This window comes from Alloyangia pacifica, assembly GCF_020524285.1.
In the GTDB taxonomy this organism is placed as follows: domain Bacteria; phylum Pseudomonadota; class Alphaproteobacteria; order Rhodobacterales; family Rhodobacteraceae; genus Salipiger; species Salipiger pacificus_B.
In genome coordinates, this window is record NZ_JAIVKX010000002.1 from 507,503 (window position 1) to 522,993 (window position 15,491).

The window sequence follows — 15,491 nt, forward strand, 5'->3', positions numbered from 1 at the left end:
TATGTCCCTCTCAGAATTCCGCGTGGTCGTAGGCTTCTTCGCCTGCTTCGACCTTGTCGTGATCGTGATACTTGCCCTCGCTCTCCGGGCCTTCCTTCCATTCGAGGTAGGAGCGCCAGAAGAACACGACCCCCTGCAGGAAGATGAAGCCGCACATCAGTACGATCAGGATCTTGAACAGGAAGTAGGCGGAAAAGCCGTTGGGGCTGAAGGCGATGGTCTCGACGTTCCAGCGCAGCGCGCGGGCCTTCATGACCAGCCGCTCGAGGCCTTCTGAGGCCGAGGGCTTGGGCACGATCAGGTGGCGCCACAGGAAGAACCACGAATAGAGCCACATGAGCACGGCCATCGGCATCATGAAGAACAGGCTGCCGAACATGTCGATGACCTTCTTCGTGCGGTAGCTCACCGGAGCGTAGACCAGGTCGACCCGCACATGCCCGCCCTGCACGAAGGTGTAGGCCAGGCAGAGCGCCACGACGATGGCGTTGTAGAGCTTGAGCTCCTCCGACCACCAGCTCACGTCGAAGCTCACCGGCACGCCGAAACCGAAGGCGAGGTCGGGCCGGGCGAAGACGCGCTGCACGAGGATGATGATCACCTGCTGCAGGACCATGATGAGGCCCGCCCAGGCCGCGATGCGGCCGACGCTGTTGTGGAACGCCTCGAGGCCGCGCACCATGCCCCACATGACGCTGTGCTTCCACATGCCGATGATGGTGAGCACCAGGAAGGTGGTCAGCACCACGAAGAACAGTTCCTGCGACGCGCCGTAATAGACGAAGCGCATCACCGCCTCGTTGTCCGTCCAGTTCAGCCAGCTCGACGGATGCGTCACAGCGTAGCCGAGGTTCCAGAAGGACATGGCGATATTGCCGAAGAACCAGGTCAGACCGTCCAGTATCGCACCGAACGCCCCACCCGAGGCTGTCTCTTCCATGACCTGTGCCCCCTTTTGTCTCTTGTTGATCTTCTTGGGAGCCCCGCGGACCGCGCCGATGCTGGCGACGCGTGCAGGGCCATGTTGTCTACTGCTTCAAAGCAGTTTCGCCCCCGCGCGAGGCGGGGGCGACACTTGCGCGTTGCGCCGGATCAGAGACCCATGACGCGGTTACGCTGGGCCGAGAAGGCGCCTTCCGAACGGGAGATCCACTGGGCCGAGGAGCGCAGCGAGGCGTTGAAGCTCTCGTAGCACTTCGAGTAAAGCTCGTCGCCCATGGGCTCTTCCATGACTTCCTTGGCCGCGGCGCCGAAGGCGTCCCAGACGGAGTCGGGGAATTGCACCAGCTTCACGCCGCCGGACTGCAGGCGCTGCAGCGCTGCCGAGTTGTTGGCCATAAACAGCGACATGGTCCACAGGTTGGACGCGCGCGAGACCTGCTCGACGATCTTCTGCTGGCCCGGAGTCAGGCTCTCGAAGACCTCGAGGTTCATGGTCAGGTTCAGGTTCGGACCCGGCTCGTGGAAGCCCGCGGTGTAGTAGGTCTTGGTGATTTCCTGGAAACCGGCCTTCTCGTCGGCCCACGGACCGATCCACTCGGTGCCGTCGATCGCCCCCGAGGACAGCGCCTGGTACACTTCCGCGCCGGGCAGGTTCTGCACCGATGCGCCGAGCTTGCCGAGCACCTGGCCACCCTGGCCGGGCATGCGGAACTTCAGGCCCTGGAAGTCTTCCGGAGAATTGATTTCCTTGGAGAACCAGCCACCCGACTGCGGGCCGGTGTTGCCCGACGGGAAGGCCTTCAGGCCGAAGATCGAGTACAGCTCGTCGCAGAGTTCGCGGCCGCCGTCATGGTAGAACCAGTTGGCATATTCCATGAAGTTCATGCCGAAGGGCACCTGGCTGAAGAACGACAGCGCCGGGTGCTGGCCGAGGAAGTAGTAGTCCACCCCGTGATACATGTCCGCCTGGCCGGCGGAGACCGCGTCGAACACCTCGAAGGCGCCGACAAGCTCGCCCGCGGCCTTCAGCTCGACGGTCAGCTCGCCATCGGTGGCTGCGGTGATCTGGTCGGCGCAGTATTGCGCGCTGTCATGCACACCGGCGAGGCCGCGGCCCCAGGTGGTCACGAGGGTGAGGGTGCGGCGGCCCTGCGCGACGGCCGGAGCGGCAAGCGCGGTTGCAGCGGCGGCTGCGCCACCAGCGGTGGAAGCCCTCAGAAAGGAACGACGATCCATTTAAATCCTCCCATAGATTATTCTGCGCCGGGTCGTCTCCTCCGTCCCGGCGCGGATCGTTACGGTTCGGGCACCCTAAGACACAACATTGTGCGAGCGGAATACCCAGCACTGCGTAGAATTGGTCATAATCTTGCCCATGACGTCACGAAAACGCGCCTCCCCCTTGTGTTCCGTTACGGAAATTCTAACGAAATATTCCCTCGCGCCTTCCCAAAACGCCGAATCGTGGCGTAATCCGAAGGAGATGCGCGGGATTTTCCAGAACCTCAGGCAATCGCTTCGGCTCAGCTACGGACAGAAGCTCTTTCTTCTGGCCTCGGTGCCGCTCATCCTCGCCTGCGCCGCCATCGCGCTGCTCGTCGCCTACCAGTCGCGGATGCTCGCCGAGCGCGAGATCCGCCAGCTCGAGAACGAGTTGCTGGAAGCCAAGAAGCAAGAGCTGCGCAACTACGTCACCCAGGCGCGCAACGGCTTCTACTTCATCTACGGCGCCGCCGCCCCCGACGACGCGCAGGCCAAGACCCAGGTCGCGCAGATCCTCGCGGCGATGATCTACGGCGAGGATGGCTCGTTCTTCGTCTACGACTACGACGGCACCAACCTCGTCTCGCCGCGGCGCACCGAGATGATCGGGCGCAATTGGTCCGGCCTCGCCGACAGCGAGGGCACCCCGATCGTCGATCCGCTGATCGAGATCGCCCGGCAGGGCTCGGGCTACCATTCCTTCCTCTGGCCGAAACCCTCCACCGGCGAGGAGGCCGAGATGATCGCCTTCGTGCTCGGGTTCCAGGACTGGCAATGGGCGGTGGGCACCGGCGTGTGGATCGATGACGTGCTGGCCACGGTCAGCGCCAGCCGCGCCGAGGTGCAGGCCCGCATCCGGCGCACCTTCCTCTACATCGGCGGCATCACCCTCGGCGCATTGCTGGTGGTGTTCTTCTCCGGCCTCGCGATGAACCTGCGCGAGCGGCGGCTGGCCGATGCCAAGCTCAAGGAGCTGACGCAGCGGGTGTTCGACGCGCAGGAAGACGAGCGCCGCCGCGTCGCGCGCGAGCTGCACGACGGCATCAGCCAGATCCTCGTCGGAGTGAAATACGCGCTCGACATCACCAAGCGCCGGCTATCGCAGCACGATCCGCGCGCCATGGACACGCTCGACCGCGGCCACGAGGCGCTTTCGGGCGCCATTCAGGAGGTGCGGCGGATCAGCCGCGACCTGCGCCCCGGCGTGCTCGACGACCTCGGCCTCGGCCCGGCACTGAAGGCGCTGATCGACGACTTCGAGGCGCGCACCGGCATCGAAACCACCCTCGAGACCGTGGTCTTCCGCAACCGCGTCGACCAGGAGGGGCGGATCGCGCTCTACCGGATCGCGCAGGAGGCGCTGACCAATATCGAGCGCCACTCCGGCGCCAGCGAGGTCACGCTCGACCTGCGCGGCCATCGCCGCGGCGCCACGCTGCGGATCGAGGACAACGGCCGTGGCATCGATCCCGAACGCATCCGCGGCCAGCGCGGCATCGGCCTGCGCAACATGCAGGAGCGCATGGACCAGCTCGGCGGCAGCCTGCGGATCTTGTCCTCGAAATCCGGCACGGTTATCGAGGCACAGATCCCCCTGTCGCACCTCCTGCCGCCCGAAGACGGGGCCCCCACTCCCAAGAGCAAGGCAAGCGCATGACCGAACCCACGAAAGTCGTCATCGTCGATGATCATCCGCTGGTCGCCGAGGGCATCGAGGCGCTGCTGGAAAGCTATGAGGACATCACCGTGCTGGCCACGGTCTCGGACGGGCAGCAGATGATCGACCGGCTCGACGAGCTGGTCCCCGACGTGATCCTGATGGATCTCAACATGCCCGGGCTCGGCGGGCTCTCGGCCACCGAGATGATCCTGGAACGCCGCCCCGAGACGCGGGTGCTGGTGCTCTCGATGCACGACACGCCGCAGTATATCACCACCGCGCTCGGCCACGGCGCCTCGGGCTACCTGCTCAAGGACGTGCCCACCGAGGAGATCAAGACCGCGATCGACACGGTGATGCAGGGCGAACGCTACCTCTGCACCGGCGCCGAGGGCGCGCTGGCACCGGTGATGACCGGCGGCCGCGAGCAGCTCACCAACCGCGAGCAGACCATCCTGCTGCAATTGGCGCAGGGCAAATCGAACAAGGAAGTGGCGCAGGCGCTGGATATCTCTGTGCGCACGGTCGAGACCCACCGCAAGAACATCAAGCGCAAGCTCGGCATCAGTTCCACCGCCGGGCTCACCCGCTATGCGCTGGAACACGGCGTGCTGCAGGGCACCGGCGTCAACAGCTAAGCTTTGGCTCAGCACGGCCCCTGCTTAAATTTGGCTAAAATATCCCGGGGAAATTCGCGTGCGCAGACTGGGGCAGAGCCGCGTCTTCTAGCTGACTTGCGTTGCTTGCGGTCATGCTTGGGAAATGGTCCCGACCGCGGCCGGCACGGACTTTACGCGCAATGCCTCAGAAGGCGGTCTGTCTCTGGATCAGATCAGCGTGCCGACCCAGGCGATCACGTCATGCTCCGCCGTGCCGAGCGTCGCGGGCAGCACCTGAACCGCCTCGGGGGCGTTCAGACGGGCCTCTTCGTCGGGATCGCTCTCGAGCGTCGCGAGTGCCTGCGTCAGAACCAGAAGACCAATCAGCGTCAGCGCCTTGATGACACCGAAATCGCGCGCCTGGCGATAGAAGCGGTGATATTGCGCCATGATACCCTCCTGCGCAAAAAGTGAACCCTCGAGTTCAGTATCGCAGCCCCGCAGCTCCGGGGCAAATCACGACATCGCGCATGCAGACCCGCCGTCTGAAACATTGCGCGGAACCTGGCCCGGCCTCGGCCAAATTTCGCGAAACTGCGCGCAGAGCGTCGCCGGGCGCAATAAATGGAAAAATTTCTCGCTTGCAGGGTACTTTTTCTGAGCCGATAGGTGTTGACCCTCCCCGCCCCTCCGCCTATGGTCCGCCCCACGCACGAAGGGAGTCCGCCAGATGGGCCTACTTGTAATCATTGTAGAGACATGGCGCATGGGCCGGTAATCGGAACCATAATGGACCCCCATGCGCCCCCGAAATCCTCGGGGGCTTTTTTGTGCGCAAACGAGAAGTAAAAACCGAAATGACGTCTGGAACGGAGACCGCGATGACACGTCAGATGACCGGAGCGAAGATGGTGGTTCAAGCCCTGAAGGATCAGGGTGTGGACACGGTATTCGGCTACCCCGGTGGCGCGATGCTACCGATCTACGACGAGATTTTCCAGCAGAACGACATCCGGCACATCCTTGTCCGGCACGAGCAGGCGGCGATCCATGCCGCCGAGGGCTATGCCCGCTCGACCGGTAAGCCGGGGGTTGCGCTGGTGACCTCGGGGCCCGGTGCCACCAACGCGGTGACCGGCCTCACCGACGCGCTGCTCGACTCGATCCCGATCGTCGTGCTCTCGGGCCAGGTGCCGACCTTCATGATCGGCTCGGACGCCTTTCAGGAGGCGGACACCGTCGGCATCACCCGTCCCTGCACCAAGCACAACTGGCTGGTGAAGGAGACCGACAAGCTGTCGAGCGTCATCCACCAGGCCTTCCACGTGGCGACCTCGGGCCGCCCCGGCCCGGTGCTGATCGACATTCCCAAGGACGTGCAGTTCGCCACCGGCGACTACACCGCCAAGCCGCAGGCGCCGGTCGGTCACTACCAGCCGCAGGTGAAGGGCGACATCGAGACGATCACCCAGCTCGTCGAGGCCATCGAGAAGGCCGAGCGCCCGGTGTTCTACACCGGCGGCGGCGTGATCAACTCCGGCCCCGCCGCGAGCCAGCTGCTGCGCGAGATTGTCGAGGCCACCGGCTTCCCGATCACCTCGACCCTGATGGGCCTCGGCGCCTACCCCGCCTCGGGCAAGTCCTGGCTGGGGATGCTCGGCATGCACGGTCTCTACGAGGCCAACCTGGCGATGCACGGCTGCGACCTGATGATCAACATCGGCGCGCGCTTCGACGACCGCATCACCGGCCGGCTCGATGCCTTCTCGCCGAAGTCGAAGAAGGCGCATATCGACATCGACCCCTCGTCGATCAACAAGGTGATCAAGGCGGACATGCCCATCGTCGGCGACGTCGGCCACGTGCTCGAGGACGTTCTGAAGATCTGGAAGGCCCGCGGCCGCAAGGTGAACCGCGAGGCGATCGCCAAGTGGTGGCAGCAGATCGAGGAGTGGAAGAAGGTTGACTGCCTGACCTACAAGGGCTCCGAGACCGTCATCAAGCCGCAGTACGCGCTGCAGCGCCTCGAGGCGCTGACCAAGGGCCGTGACCGCTACATCACCACCGAGGTCGGCCAGCACCAGATGTGGGCCGCGCAATACCTCGGCTTCGAGGATCCGAACCGCTGGATGACCTCCGGCGGGCTCGGCACCATGGGCTACGGCTTCCCGGCCTCGGTCGGCGTGCAGGTCGCCCACCCCGAGGCGCTGGTGATCAACGTCGCCGGAGAGGCGTCCTGGCTGATGAACATGCAGGAGATGGGCACCGCGGTGCAGTTCAACCTGCCGGTCAAGCAGTTCATCCTCAACAACGAGCGGCTCGGCATGGTGCGCCAGTGGCAGCAGCTGCTGCACGGCGAGCGCTACTCGCAGAGCTGGTCCGAGGCGCTGCCCGATTTCGTCAAGCTCGCCGAGGCCTTCGGCGCCAAGGGCATCATCTGCAAGGATCCCGCCGATCTCGACGACGCGATCATGGAGATGCTCGACCATGACGGGCCGGTGATCTTCGACTGCCTCGTCGAGAAGCACGAGAACTGCTTCCCGATGATCCCGTCGGGCGAGCCGCACAACAAGATGCTGCTCGGCGACGCGCAGGCCACCAACGCCATCGCCGGCAAGGGCGCGGTGCTGGTCTGAGGACCGCGCGGAGGGGGCTCCCCCTCCGCTCCCCCAGGACCCTCACCCCCAAAGGACTTTACAGGAGCTGCAAGCCATGTCGCCGCTACAGATCAAGAAGGGCTCGTCCAAGCATTCGGCCTACAACCTACGGCCCACCTTCTCGGACGTTCAGGAAACCCACACCATCACCGTGCTGGTCGAGAACGAGCCGGGCGTTCTGGCCCGGGTCATCGGCCTGTTCTCGGGCCGGGGCTACAACATCGACAGCCTCACCGTGGCCGAGGTGGACCACGAGGGGCACCTGTCGCGCATCACCATCGTCACCACCGGCACGCCGCAGGTGATCGAGCAGATCAAGGCCCAGCTCGGCCGCATCGTCTCGGTACGGGACGTGCATGACCTCACCGCCGAGGGCAGCTCGGTCGAGCGCGAGCTTGCGCTGCTCAAGGTCGCCGGCGCCGGCGAGAAGCGGGTCGAGGCGCTGCGCCTGGCGGACATCTTTCGCGCGCAGGTGGTCGACAGCACGCTCGAGAGCTTCGTGTTCCAGCTCACCGGTACCCCGGACAAGATCGACGCCTTTGCCGAGCTGATGCGTCCTCTTGGTCTGGTACAGGTGGCGCGCACCGGCGTCGCCGCCCTCGCCCGCGGCGCCGCCTGAGATCGCCGCACCCCATCGCCGAAATGCATAAACGGGCCCGAGATTCGGGCCCGTTTTCTTATGTCACAGGACATAGGCGATTCGGTCAGGCGACGTTTTTCTCGCGCCGCGGAAGATCGGGGAACGCAACAATCTTCCCCGACGCCGAGACAGCGGCCTGCCGATCGGCATCGCCCGACGCAGCGCTCCCGGCACCGTCGCGCAGGCTTTGCACCAAACCGAAGAACGGTTTTTCCTCAAGCCTTTGCGGATTGCTGGCGTGGCGGAGGTTTCCGCCCTCGTGGATATCGAACTGGACGAGATCGCCGACCTCCAGATCACCGCCGTCGTGAAGGCTGCTCTCCGGCCCGCGCCAGTACGCCAGCTCGCCGTGATCCTCGCACCAGAACACCGCTTTTTGATCACTCTGGTGAGCCCAGAGCACAATCCCGACCATCATCTGTGACATGCATGCCCCCGCACCTCGTCACAAATCAGACTGACCCAGATGCGCAGCGGCTCACATGCGACGAAACGTGACGTGTGCTTGCATTTTGTGACAGGGTGAATAACACTTGTCTCCATATGGCATCAGGCGTGACGCTATATAGCAACAACAAAAGGTTCACAGGGAGGAAAGCGCATGGACAGCGTGGCCTTGCAAAGAACTGTCGCAAAGCAGAAAGAAAACGGAATGGCCACCGCGCCCAGGGACAAGGAACCGGAGCTCAGTCCGGCAGAGCTGCGCAGCGTCTTCGGCGCCAACCTGCGAAAACTCGGCAGCAGCGCCGCGTCGATCTCGGCCCTGTGCCGCGATCTCGGCATCAATCGCACCCAGTTCAACAGGTATCTGGCGGGGGAATCCTTCCCGCGGCCGGACGTGCTGCACCGGATCTGCACCTTCTTTGACGTGGATGCGCGTATCCTGCTCGAACCGGTGGACGACATTGCCGAAGCGCCGCAGAGCCTGATGAGCCACCCTTTCCTCGCCGATTATGTCGGTGCGGGAATGCTTGGCCTCGGCGAAGAGGATTTCCCCTCGGGCTTCTACCGCTTCTCGCGCGCGGCCTTTTCCGAGGAGTCGCGCTTCGTCGTCGGCGTGGTCCGCATCTTCCGCAAGGACGGTATGACCTTCCTGCGCGGCTTCGAGCCTAAGGAAGCGCTGGCCATGTACGATCTGCCGACCGACGCCGCCTCGCGCGAGTACCGCGGCCTCGTGCTGCAGCAGGCCGAGGGCATCGGCGCGCTGGTCAGCCGCAAGGGCGCCGTGACCACCTCGTTCAACTACCTGTCGAAGGCCGGCGGCCTCGCCAACCACTTCTGGGTCGGCTACGCCGTGCGCACCACGCCCGAGAACCACTCGGGCCGGCGCGCCGCGCGGCTGGTCTACGAATACCTCGGCACCGACACCCACAAGGTGCTCGCCGCGGCCCGCGGCTCCGGCTATCGCACCGCGAAGGAGCTCGTCCCCTTCCACCGACAGCAGCTGCGCGTCGACGAAGACTTCCGCTGACCCCATCTTCCGGCATCGCCCAGGCGGTGCCGGTTCGTTCTCACGCGTCCTCCGGCACCCGAAGCTGATCGTAGAGGTGCCAGGTCGCATGGCCGAGCACCGGCAGCGCGATGAAAAGCCCGAGGAAAAGCGGCAGCATTGCCACGAAGGTCGCCAGAGCCAGAAACGCCCCCCAGGCCAGCATCGGCAGCGGATGCCGCTGCACGTAGCCGAACGAGGTGATCATCGCGGTGACGAAATCCACGTCGCGGTCGAGCAGCAGCGGCAGCGCCAGCACGGTGATCATGTAGAGCAGCAGCGCGAAGCCCGCCCCAACCAGCGTGCCCACCGCCAGCATCGTCAGCCCGTTCGGCGTCAGGAAGACCTCGAGGCTCGAGCTGACATTGGTCATCGGCGAAAGCCCGAGGAACAGGGCAAAGATCATGTGCCCGAGGAAGAACCAGAACAGGAAGACGATCACGATCACCGCGCAGAGCGAGGGCAGCTGCCTCTTCGACTGACGCAGGATGACGCTGAAGATCTGCATCCAGTCCAGCGGCTGGCCGCGTTCGAGCCGGCGCGACACCTCGTAGAACCCCACCGCCGCGAAGGGGCTGAACAGCGGAAAGCCGATCGCCGCCAGAACCAGCCAGTAGCTCGTGCCGGTGGCCATGGTCAGCCATGTCAGGAACAGCCCGGCGAGCACGTAGACCCCGCCGAAGACCAGGGCAAAGCCCGGCGCGAAGACCAGATCGCCGATGCCGAGGCGCAGCGCCTTTTTCAACGTGGCAAAACTGACCTCGGAAAATTCCGGCACGCCCTGCCGCGGCGTGTCGTCGTCGATGACGCTTTCCATGGCGCCTCCCCCCCTCAAATCCCCTCTCGGAAGGGATTTAAGCCGGGATGCACGCATCAAGGCAAGGGTTAGAGCGGATCGGGCCCGGAGCGGGAGGCCCCGCCAGCCGGTCCCGGACTGCCAAATCTGTGGCGGGGTGGACCAACCGGCCCGCCCGGTCAGTCCTCGCGCGCGTCGGCGCGGGACTTGCCCGAGACCTGCTGCGCCAGCGTCGCGCCCATGAACGGGTCGAGATCGCCGTCGAGCACGCCCTGGGTGTCCGAGGTCTCGTGGTTGGTGCGCAGGTCCTTGACCATCTGGTAGGGCTGCAGGACGTACGACCGGATCTGGTTGCCCCAGCCCGCCGACCCCTTGTTCTCATGCGCCTCGTTGATCGCCGCGTTCCGCTTGTCGAGCTCCATCTGGTAAAGCCGCGACTTCAGGGCCTTCATCGCGATATCGCGGTTCTGGTGCTGCGACTTTTCCGACGAGGTCACCACGATGCCCGTCGGGTGGTGGGTGATCCGCACCGCGGAGTCGGTGGTGTTCACGTGCTGACCACCGGCACCGGACGAGCGGTAGGTGTCGACGCGGATGTCGGCGGGGTTCACCTCGATCTCGATATTGTCGTCGACCACCGGGTAGACCCAGACCGAGGCAAAGGAGGTCTCGCGCGTGCCCTTGCCGAAGGGCGAGATGCGCACAAGGCGGTGCACGCCGCTCTCGGACTTCAGCCAGCCATAGGCGTTGGGGCCGGAGATCTTGTAGGCGCAAGACTTGATGCCTGCCTCGGCGCCCGCTTCTTCCGACTGCAGCTCGACCTCGTAGCCGCGCTTTTCCGCCCAGCGGACGTACATGCGCTGCAGCATCGCGGCCCAGTCGCAGGCCTCGGTGCCGCCGGCGCCGGCGTTGATCTCGAGGAAGGTGTCATTGCCGTCGGCCTCGCCGTCGAGCAGCGCTTCCAGCTCTTTCTGTCCTGCGGTCTCGGCCAGCGCCTTCAGCGCCGCCTCGGCTTCGGAAACGACCTCTTCGTCCTCTTCCATCTCGCCCAGCTCGATCAGCTCGATCTGGTCCGCCAGCTCCTGCTTGATCGACTTGTAGGTCTCCATCGCGTCGACCAGCTGCTGGCGCTCGCGCATCAGCTTCTGCGCGGCGGCGGGATCGTCCCAGAGGTTCGGATCCTCGACGCGGGCATTGAATTCCTCGAGCCGGAACTCCGCCGTCTCCCAGTCGAGCCGCTGCTCCAGCAGGCCGAGGGACTTGCGGATTTTCTCGACGGTGTTCTGGGTCTCGGCGCGCATGCGGATATTCCTGGGAATGGGACGGATGTGGACTGTCGTGTGTTCCGGGGGACATAAACCAGCGCAGGGGGGCCTTCAAGCTCCGAGGCGGCACGGTAGGGTACCCCAGCCGGAAACAGGCCGGTGGCGCCGGGCGCGGGCGCTCGGCCCGCAGCGTCCCGCCCGGAGCTGTCTCAGCCCGAGGCGCCACCCGCGTAAACGGTAAGGGTCGGAAGATCGGTGAGCGCAGCGCCGATCAGCCGCATCGCCGCCAGCGAGATGCGGCTGCCGCCCGAGGCCGGCCCCTCGATCGGCCGCAGCTCGACCTGCGCCGACTTGCCGGTCGCGGGGTAGACCACCCTGCCCTGCGTCACGCTGCTGACCATCGGCGTCTCGAGCCAGAACCCGGGCTCCGCCGGATCGCCGAGCGAAGCCACCGTGCTGCCGAGCTCCCGCCCGGAGCTGGACGGCGCCGCCGCCGCGGCACGCTCTTCGGCGCTGGTGGTGTCGAACTGTTCCTCGGTCCGCGCAGTGGCGGGCGGGCGCAGCGCCCCGCCACCGGTCGAGGACGCGGGCGCCGGTTGCGGCGCCGCAGCTTCGGGAGCCTGCTGCGCGCAGGCGGCCAGCAGAGCCGGCAGGACGAGGGCGGGAAGGGATGCGATCACTCTCATGTGTGCAAAGCTAGGCCGCGCCCACCCCTCTGACAATCGCGCAGATGCTTGTCCCGGCAGGGTTTCGCGCATACATTCCACCCATGACACATCCCACCGTCCCCCTCGTCGATCCGTTCCAGCGCCCGATCTCCTACCTGCGCGTCTCGGTAACCGACCGCTGCGATTTCCGCTGCGTCTACTGCATGTCCGAGAACATGAGCTTCCTTCCCAAGAAGGAACTTCTGACGCTCGAGGAGCTTGACCGGCTGTGTTCGACCTTCGTCGGTCTCGGCGTCGAGAAGCTGCGCATCACCGGCGGCGAGCCGCTGGTGCGGCGGGATATCATGACCTTCTTTGGCGCCATGACCCGGCATCTCGACTCGGGCGCGCTGAAGGAGCTGACGCTGACGACCAACGGCTCGCAGCTTGAACGTTTCGCGCAGCCGCTCTGGGACGCGGGCGTGCGCCGGGTCAACATCTCGCTCGACACGCTGGACGAACAGAAATTCGCCGACATCACGCGCTGGGGCCGCCTGCCGCAGGTGTTGCGCGGCATCGACGCGGCGCAGGCCGTGGGCATGCGGGTGAAGCTCAACGCCGTGGCGCTGAAGGGGTTCAACGAGGACGAGCTGTTCTCGATGACCGAATGGTGCGCCGAGCGCGGCATTGATCTGACGTGGATCGAGGTCATGCCGATGGGCGACATCGGCAACGAGGACCGACTGGGGCAATACTGGAAGCTCTCGGACGTGCGCGCCAAGCTCGCCGAGCAGTACACGCTCACCGACCTTCCCGAGAGCACCGGCGGCCCCGCCCGCTACGTTCGGCTGGAAGAGAGTGGCCAGAAGATCGGCTTCATCACCCCGCTGACCCACAATTTCTGCGAGAGCTGCAACCGCGTGCGGCTGACCTGCACCGGCGAGCTCTTCATGTGCCTCGGCCAGGAAGACAATGCCGACCTGCGCGCGCCGCTGCGCAACCACCCGGACAGCGACATCCCGCTGGAAAATGCCATCCGGGCGGCGATCCTGCGCAAGCCCAAGGGGCATGACTTCGACTATTCGCGCCAGTCGGTGGACGGACGCGTGTCGCGCCACATGAGCCATACCGGCGGCTGATCTTCGCCGCGCCGGAGGGGCGCTGCCCCTCTTGCCGCTGCGCGGCAATTCACCCCGGCGTATTTGCGAAGAGAAGAAGCGCCTTTCGAACGAGCGCATCTCAACGCGAACGCCCGCCCGGGATGACCGGGCGGGCGTTCTTGCCGTCCGACGGATGTGTGCGGATCAGCTACCCTGAAGCAGCGGCGTGATGCGGCGCACGGCGGCGCGGCGGTTCTCGCGCTCATCGGCCTGGGTTTCGACCGCGAGATCGCTCTCGCCGTAGCCCTGCAGCACCATATTGGCCGCCGGCACGTCGAAGTACTCGGTCAGCGCCAGCGCCACGGATTCCGCGCGGCGGTCCGAAAGAGCGAGGTTGTAGCTCGCCGGGCCGGTGGCGTCTGTGTGGCCTTCGATCAGGAAGACCTCGGAGGGGTTCTCCTCGATCATCCGCTTCATCGCATTGCCGAGCGCCGCCAGTTCCTCGGCCTCACCCGGGCGGATCGCCGCGGAGTTGGTCTGGAAGGTCACCGTGTCGACGGAGATCTCAGGCACCAGGTGGCGCACCCGGTCGATGTTGCGGATCTGGTTGAGCGAGAACGCCCGGTCGACGCCTTCGGCCTCCTGTGCGGCAAGCGCCGCGGCGAGGTCTTCACCCTGCAGGTCACGGAAGTTCAGACGCTGCGTGCGGGCCTGCGGCAGCTCACTCACCACCACCTGCTGCGCGCTCTGCGTGTCGTCGAAGAGCACGACCTGCTGACCGTCCGGCAGGATGCGCGCACGGCGCAGCACCCGGCCCTCGGCGGTCTTGATGGTCTCGACCGAGGTGCCGTCGTCATAGGCGACCACCGTGCGGGTCGAGCCGTCGTCGTAGCGGTAGGTCTTCACGTCCGAGCCGGGCTGGCGCAGCAACACGTCATCGTTGCGCAGCACGCGGTACTGGCCGTCCTGCTCGACCACCACGCGGTCACCGGTGTTCTGCACCACCTGCGCGCCATCGTCGAGAATCTGGCTCAGCGCGAAGGTGCCGAGACCGACCAGCGCGGCCTTCTCGAAGTTGCTGAGGCCATCGTCGTCGTCATCGTCGTCACGCTCTGCGCGGGCCGTTTCGGCGGCCTGTTGCTCGGCATTTTCCCGGTCGCGCAGGTCGGTGGCGAAATCCTCGTCGGAGCTGCGCACGTCTTCGTCGGTCAGGGTTTCCTCGACCAGCTCGGCGTCACCGGCGCGCTCTTCCGAGGACGCAGCGGCCGCGGCGGGCCGCGCCTGCTCCTCCTCGCGGGCAACGGCCTCGGCCTGCTGCTCGTCCGAGGGGGCCTCGGGTTCCGCGTCCGCCGCAGCCTTGTCTTCCTTGGGTTCGGCGATGGGGGCGTCGGTCGCCTCGGCGGTGGGCTCCGCCTCGGCTTCGGCCCCTGCCGTCGCCTCTGCCTCCGCATCAGCTTCTGCGCTCGGTGCGGGGTCGGTCGCGGTTGCCTCCGCGGTGGCCGGAGCGTCGGCTTTCGGAGCCGCATCCTGCTCCTGCGCCTTGAGCGCATCGCGCAGCTCGTCAGTCTCCGCGCTGCCTTCTGCCTCGGCCTGCGCTTCCGGCTGCGGCTGTTCAGCCTGGGCTTGCGCGTCCATCTCGGTCTCGGCGCCCTCGGCAGCGGTCTCCGCAGACGGAGTCTGGGCAGACTGCGTCTCGGCCTCCGCGGTCGGCGTCACCTCGTCGACAGTGGCCTCGCCCTCGGCCGCCTGTTCGGCACCGAGCTCCTTCTTCAGCTCGTCAACCTGCGCGGCGTCCCCTTCTGTGGCGGGGGCGTCGGAGGTCGGTGCCGGCTCGGCGGTGACCGTTTCCGCTTCCTCGGCAACCGCCGGGGCGTCGTCCGGGGCCTCAGCGGTGCGCTGGTTGCCGTCCTGCGCGTCCGTTTGCGCCGGTGCCGCCGCGTCTGCGGTGGAGTCCGCCTGCGCCTCGGGTGCCGCTGGGGCAACCTCTTCGGCCTGCTGCTCGGCGGCAGGCTGCTCGGGCGCGGCGTCGGCCTCGGCCTGCGGTGCGGGCGCGGCCTCTGCAGCCGCGGCAGGCGCTTTCTCGGCCGGGGCGCTCTCGGCGCTCTCGGCGGGTGCTTCTGCCGCGTCGAGTGCACCATCAGCGTCCACGTCCGCGGCGACCTCTCCTTCGGCGACGGGCTTTTCCACGTCAGCTTCGGTCTCGGCGGTCACCGGCGCCTCGCCCGTCTCCTTCGCCTCGTCCGACGCCGTGTCGCTGCCCTTCGCGTCCTTGTCCTGGCAGGGCCCGGCATCCGGGGTCTGAGCACAATCGGGCCCGGCCTGCTGGCCCTGCGCATGCACCGGCATGGCAAGGCTGGCGGCCAGAGCAAGCATGGTCGTCGATTTCAGAAGACCTCTGGTCATTCGTTACGTCCTTCTCCTGTTCCGCAAGTC

At 66.0% G+C, this 15,491-nt stretch carries 14 protein-coding genes; 6 read left to right on the forward strand and 8 right to left on the reverse strand.

Annotated features, from left to right (window positions below; all coding sequences use genetic code 11):
• Positions 1 to 10: 10 nt before the first annotated feature.
• Positions 11 to 940, reverse strand: a complete 930-nt coding sequence (locus LC039_RS03235; RefSeq protein WP_226621617.1) for a TRAP transporter small permease subunit — start codon at positions 938 to 940, stop codon at positions 11 to 13.
• A gap of 152 nt (positions 941 to 1,092) precedes the next feature.
• On the reverse strand, positions 1,093 to 2,178 hold the full coding sequence (locus LC039_RS03240; RefSeq protein WP_226621618.1) for a TRAP transporter substrate-binding protein: 1,086 nt from the start codon (positions 2,176 to 2,178) through the stop codon (positions 1,093 to 1,095).
• A gap of 247 nt (positions 2,179 to 2,425) precedes the next feature.
• Between LC039_RS03240 and LC039_RS03245 the strand changes: the two genes are divergently transcribed.
• Both LC039_RS03245 and LC039_RS03250 read left to right on the forward strand, forming a co-directional pair.
• Positions 2,426 to 3,862: a cache domain-containing protein gene (locus LC039_RS03245; protein ID WP_226621619.1), complete on the forward strand. Its 1,437-nt coding sequence runs from the start codon at positions 2,426 to 2,428 to the stop codon at positions 3,860 to 3,862.
• Entirely contained in the window at positions 3,859 to 4,503 is a 645-nt protein-coding gene (locus LC039_RS03250; protein ID WP_226621620.1) for a response regulator transcription factor, read from the forward strand. The genes LC039_RS03245 and LC039_RS03250 overlap by 4 nt, the downstream gene beginning before the upstream one ends.
• Positions 4,504 to 4,692: 189 nt before the next feature.
• Here LC039_RS03250 and LC039_RS03255 read toward each other — a convergent pair whose 3' ends face one another.
• Positions 4,693 to 4,914, reverse strand: coding sequence for a hypothetical protein (locus LC039_RS03255; protein ID WP_226621621.1), 222 nt, complete (start codon positions 4,912 to 4,914; stop codon positions 4,693 to 4,695).
• Positions 4,915 to 5,345: 431 nt separating this feature from the next.
• On the opposite strand from LC039_RS03255, the gene LC039_RS03260 reads away from it, so the two are divergent.
• The gene (locus LC039_RS03260) at positions 5,346 to 7,100 is read left to right on the forward strand and encodes an acetolactate synthase 3 large subunit (protein ID WP_226621622.1); all 1,755 of its coding nucleotides are present in this window, start codon (positions 5,346 to 5,348) and stop codon (positions 7,098 to 7,100) included.
• A 76-nt stretch (positions 7,101 to 7,176) separates the two neighbouring features.
• A complete protein-coding gene (ilvN, locus tag LC039_RS03265; RefSeq protein WP_226621623.1) occupies positions 7,177 to 7,740 on the forward strand; it encodes an acetolactate synthase small subunit in 564 nt (187 codons plus the stop codon).
• Positions 7,741 to 7,825: 85 nt separating this feature from the next.
• On the opposite strand, the gene LC039_RS03270 is transcribed toward ilvN, so the two are convergent.
• Positions 7,826 to 8,188, reverse strand: a complete 363-nt coding sequence (locus tag LC039_RS03270; RefSeq protein WP_226621624.1) for a hypothetical protein — start codon at positions 8,186 to 8,188, stop codon at positions 7,826 to 7,828.
• Between the two features lie 225 nt (positions 8,189 to 8,413).
• Between LC039_RS03270 and LC039_RS03275 the strand changes: the two genes are divergently transcribed.
• A complete protein-coding gene (locus tag LC039_RS03275) occupies positions 8,414 to 9,232 on the forward strand; it encodes a helix-turn-helix domain-containing protein (RefSeq protein ID WP_226621625.1) in 819 nt (272 codons plus the stop codon).
• A 40-nt stretch (positions 9,233 to 9,272) separates the two neighbouring features.
• Here the strand turns inward: LC039_RS03275 and LC039_RS03280 are convergent, their stop codons facing one another.
• The 3 genes from LC039_RS03280 to LC039_RS03290 form a co-directional block, all read right to left on the reverse strand.
• The gene (locus tag LC039_RS03280; protein ID WP_226621626.1) at positions 9,273 to 10,067 is read right to left on the reverse strand and encodes a DUF2189 domain-containing protein; all 795 of its coding nucleotides are present in this window, start codon (positions 10,065 to 10,067) and stop codon (positions 9,273 to 9,275) included.
• 158 nt (positions 10,068 to 10,225) lie between these two features.
• Positions 10,226 to 11,347, reverse strand: coding sequence for a peptide chain release factor 2 (gene prfB / locus LC039_RS03285; protein WP_226621627.1), 1,122 nt, complete (start codon positions 11,345 to 11,347; stop codon positions 10,226 to 10,228).
• 173 nt (positions 11,348 to 11,520) lie between these two features.
• On the reverse strand, positions 11,521 to 11,997 hold the full coding sequence (locus LC039_RS03290) for a hypothetical protein (protein WP_226621628.1): 477 nt from the start codon (positions 11,995 to 11,997) through the stop codon (positions 11,521 to 11,523).
• 83 nt (positions 11,998 to 12,080) lie between these two features.
• Here LC039_RS03290 and moaA point away from each other — a divergent pair, with 83 nt between their 5' ends.
• Positions 12,081 to 13,097, forward strand: a complete 1,017-nt coding sequence (gene moaA, locus LC039_RS03295; protein WP_226621629.1) for a GTP 3',8-cyclase MoaA — start codon at positions 12,081 to 12,083, stop codon at positions 13,095 to 13,097.
• A 165-nt stretch (positions 13,098 to 13,262) separates the two neighbouring features.
• On the opposite strand, the gene LC039_RS03300 is transcribed toward moaA, so the two are convergent.
• On the reverse strand, positions 13,263 to 15,461 hold the full coding sequence (locus tag LC039_RS03300; RefSeq protein ID WP_226621630.1) for an OmpA family protein: 2,199 nt from the start codon (positions 15,459 to 15,461) through the stop codon (positions 13,263 to 13,265).
• Between the last annotated feature and the right edge of the window lie 30 nt (positions 15,462 to 15,491).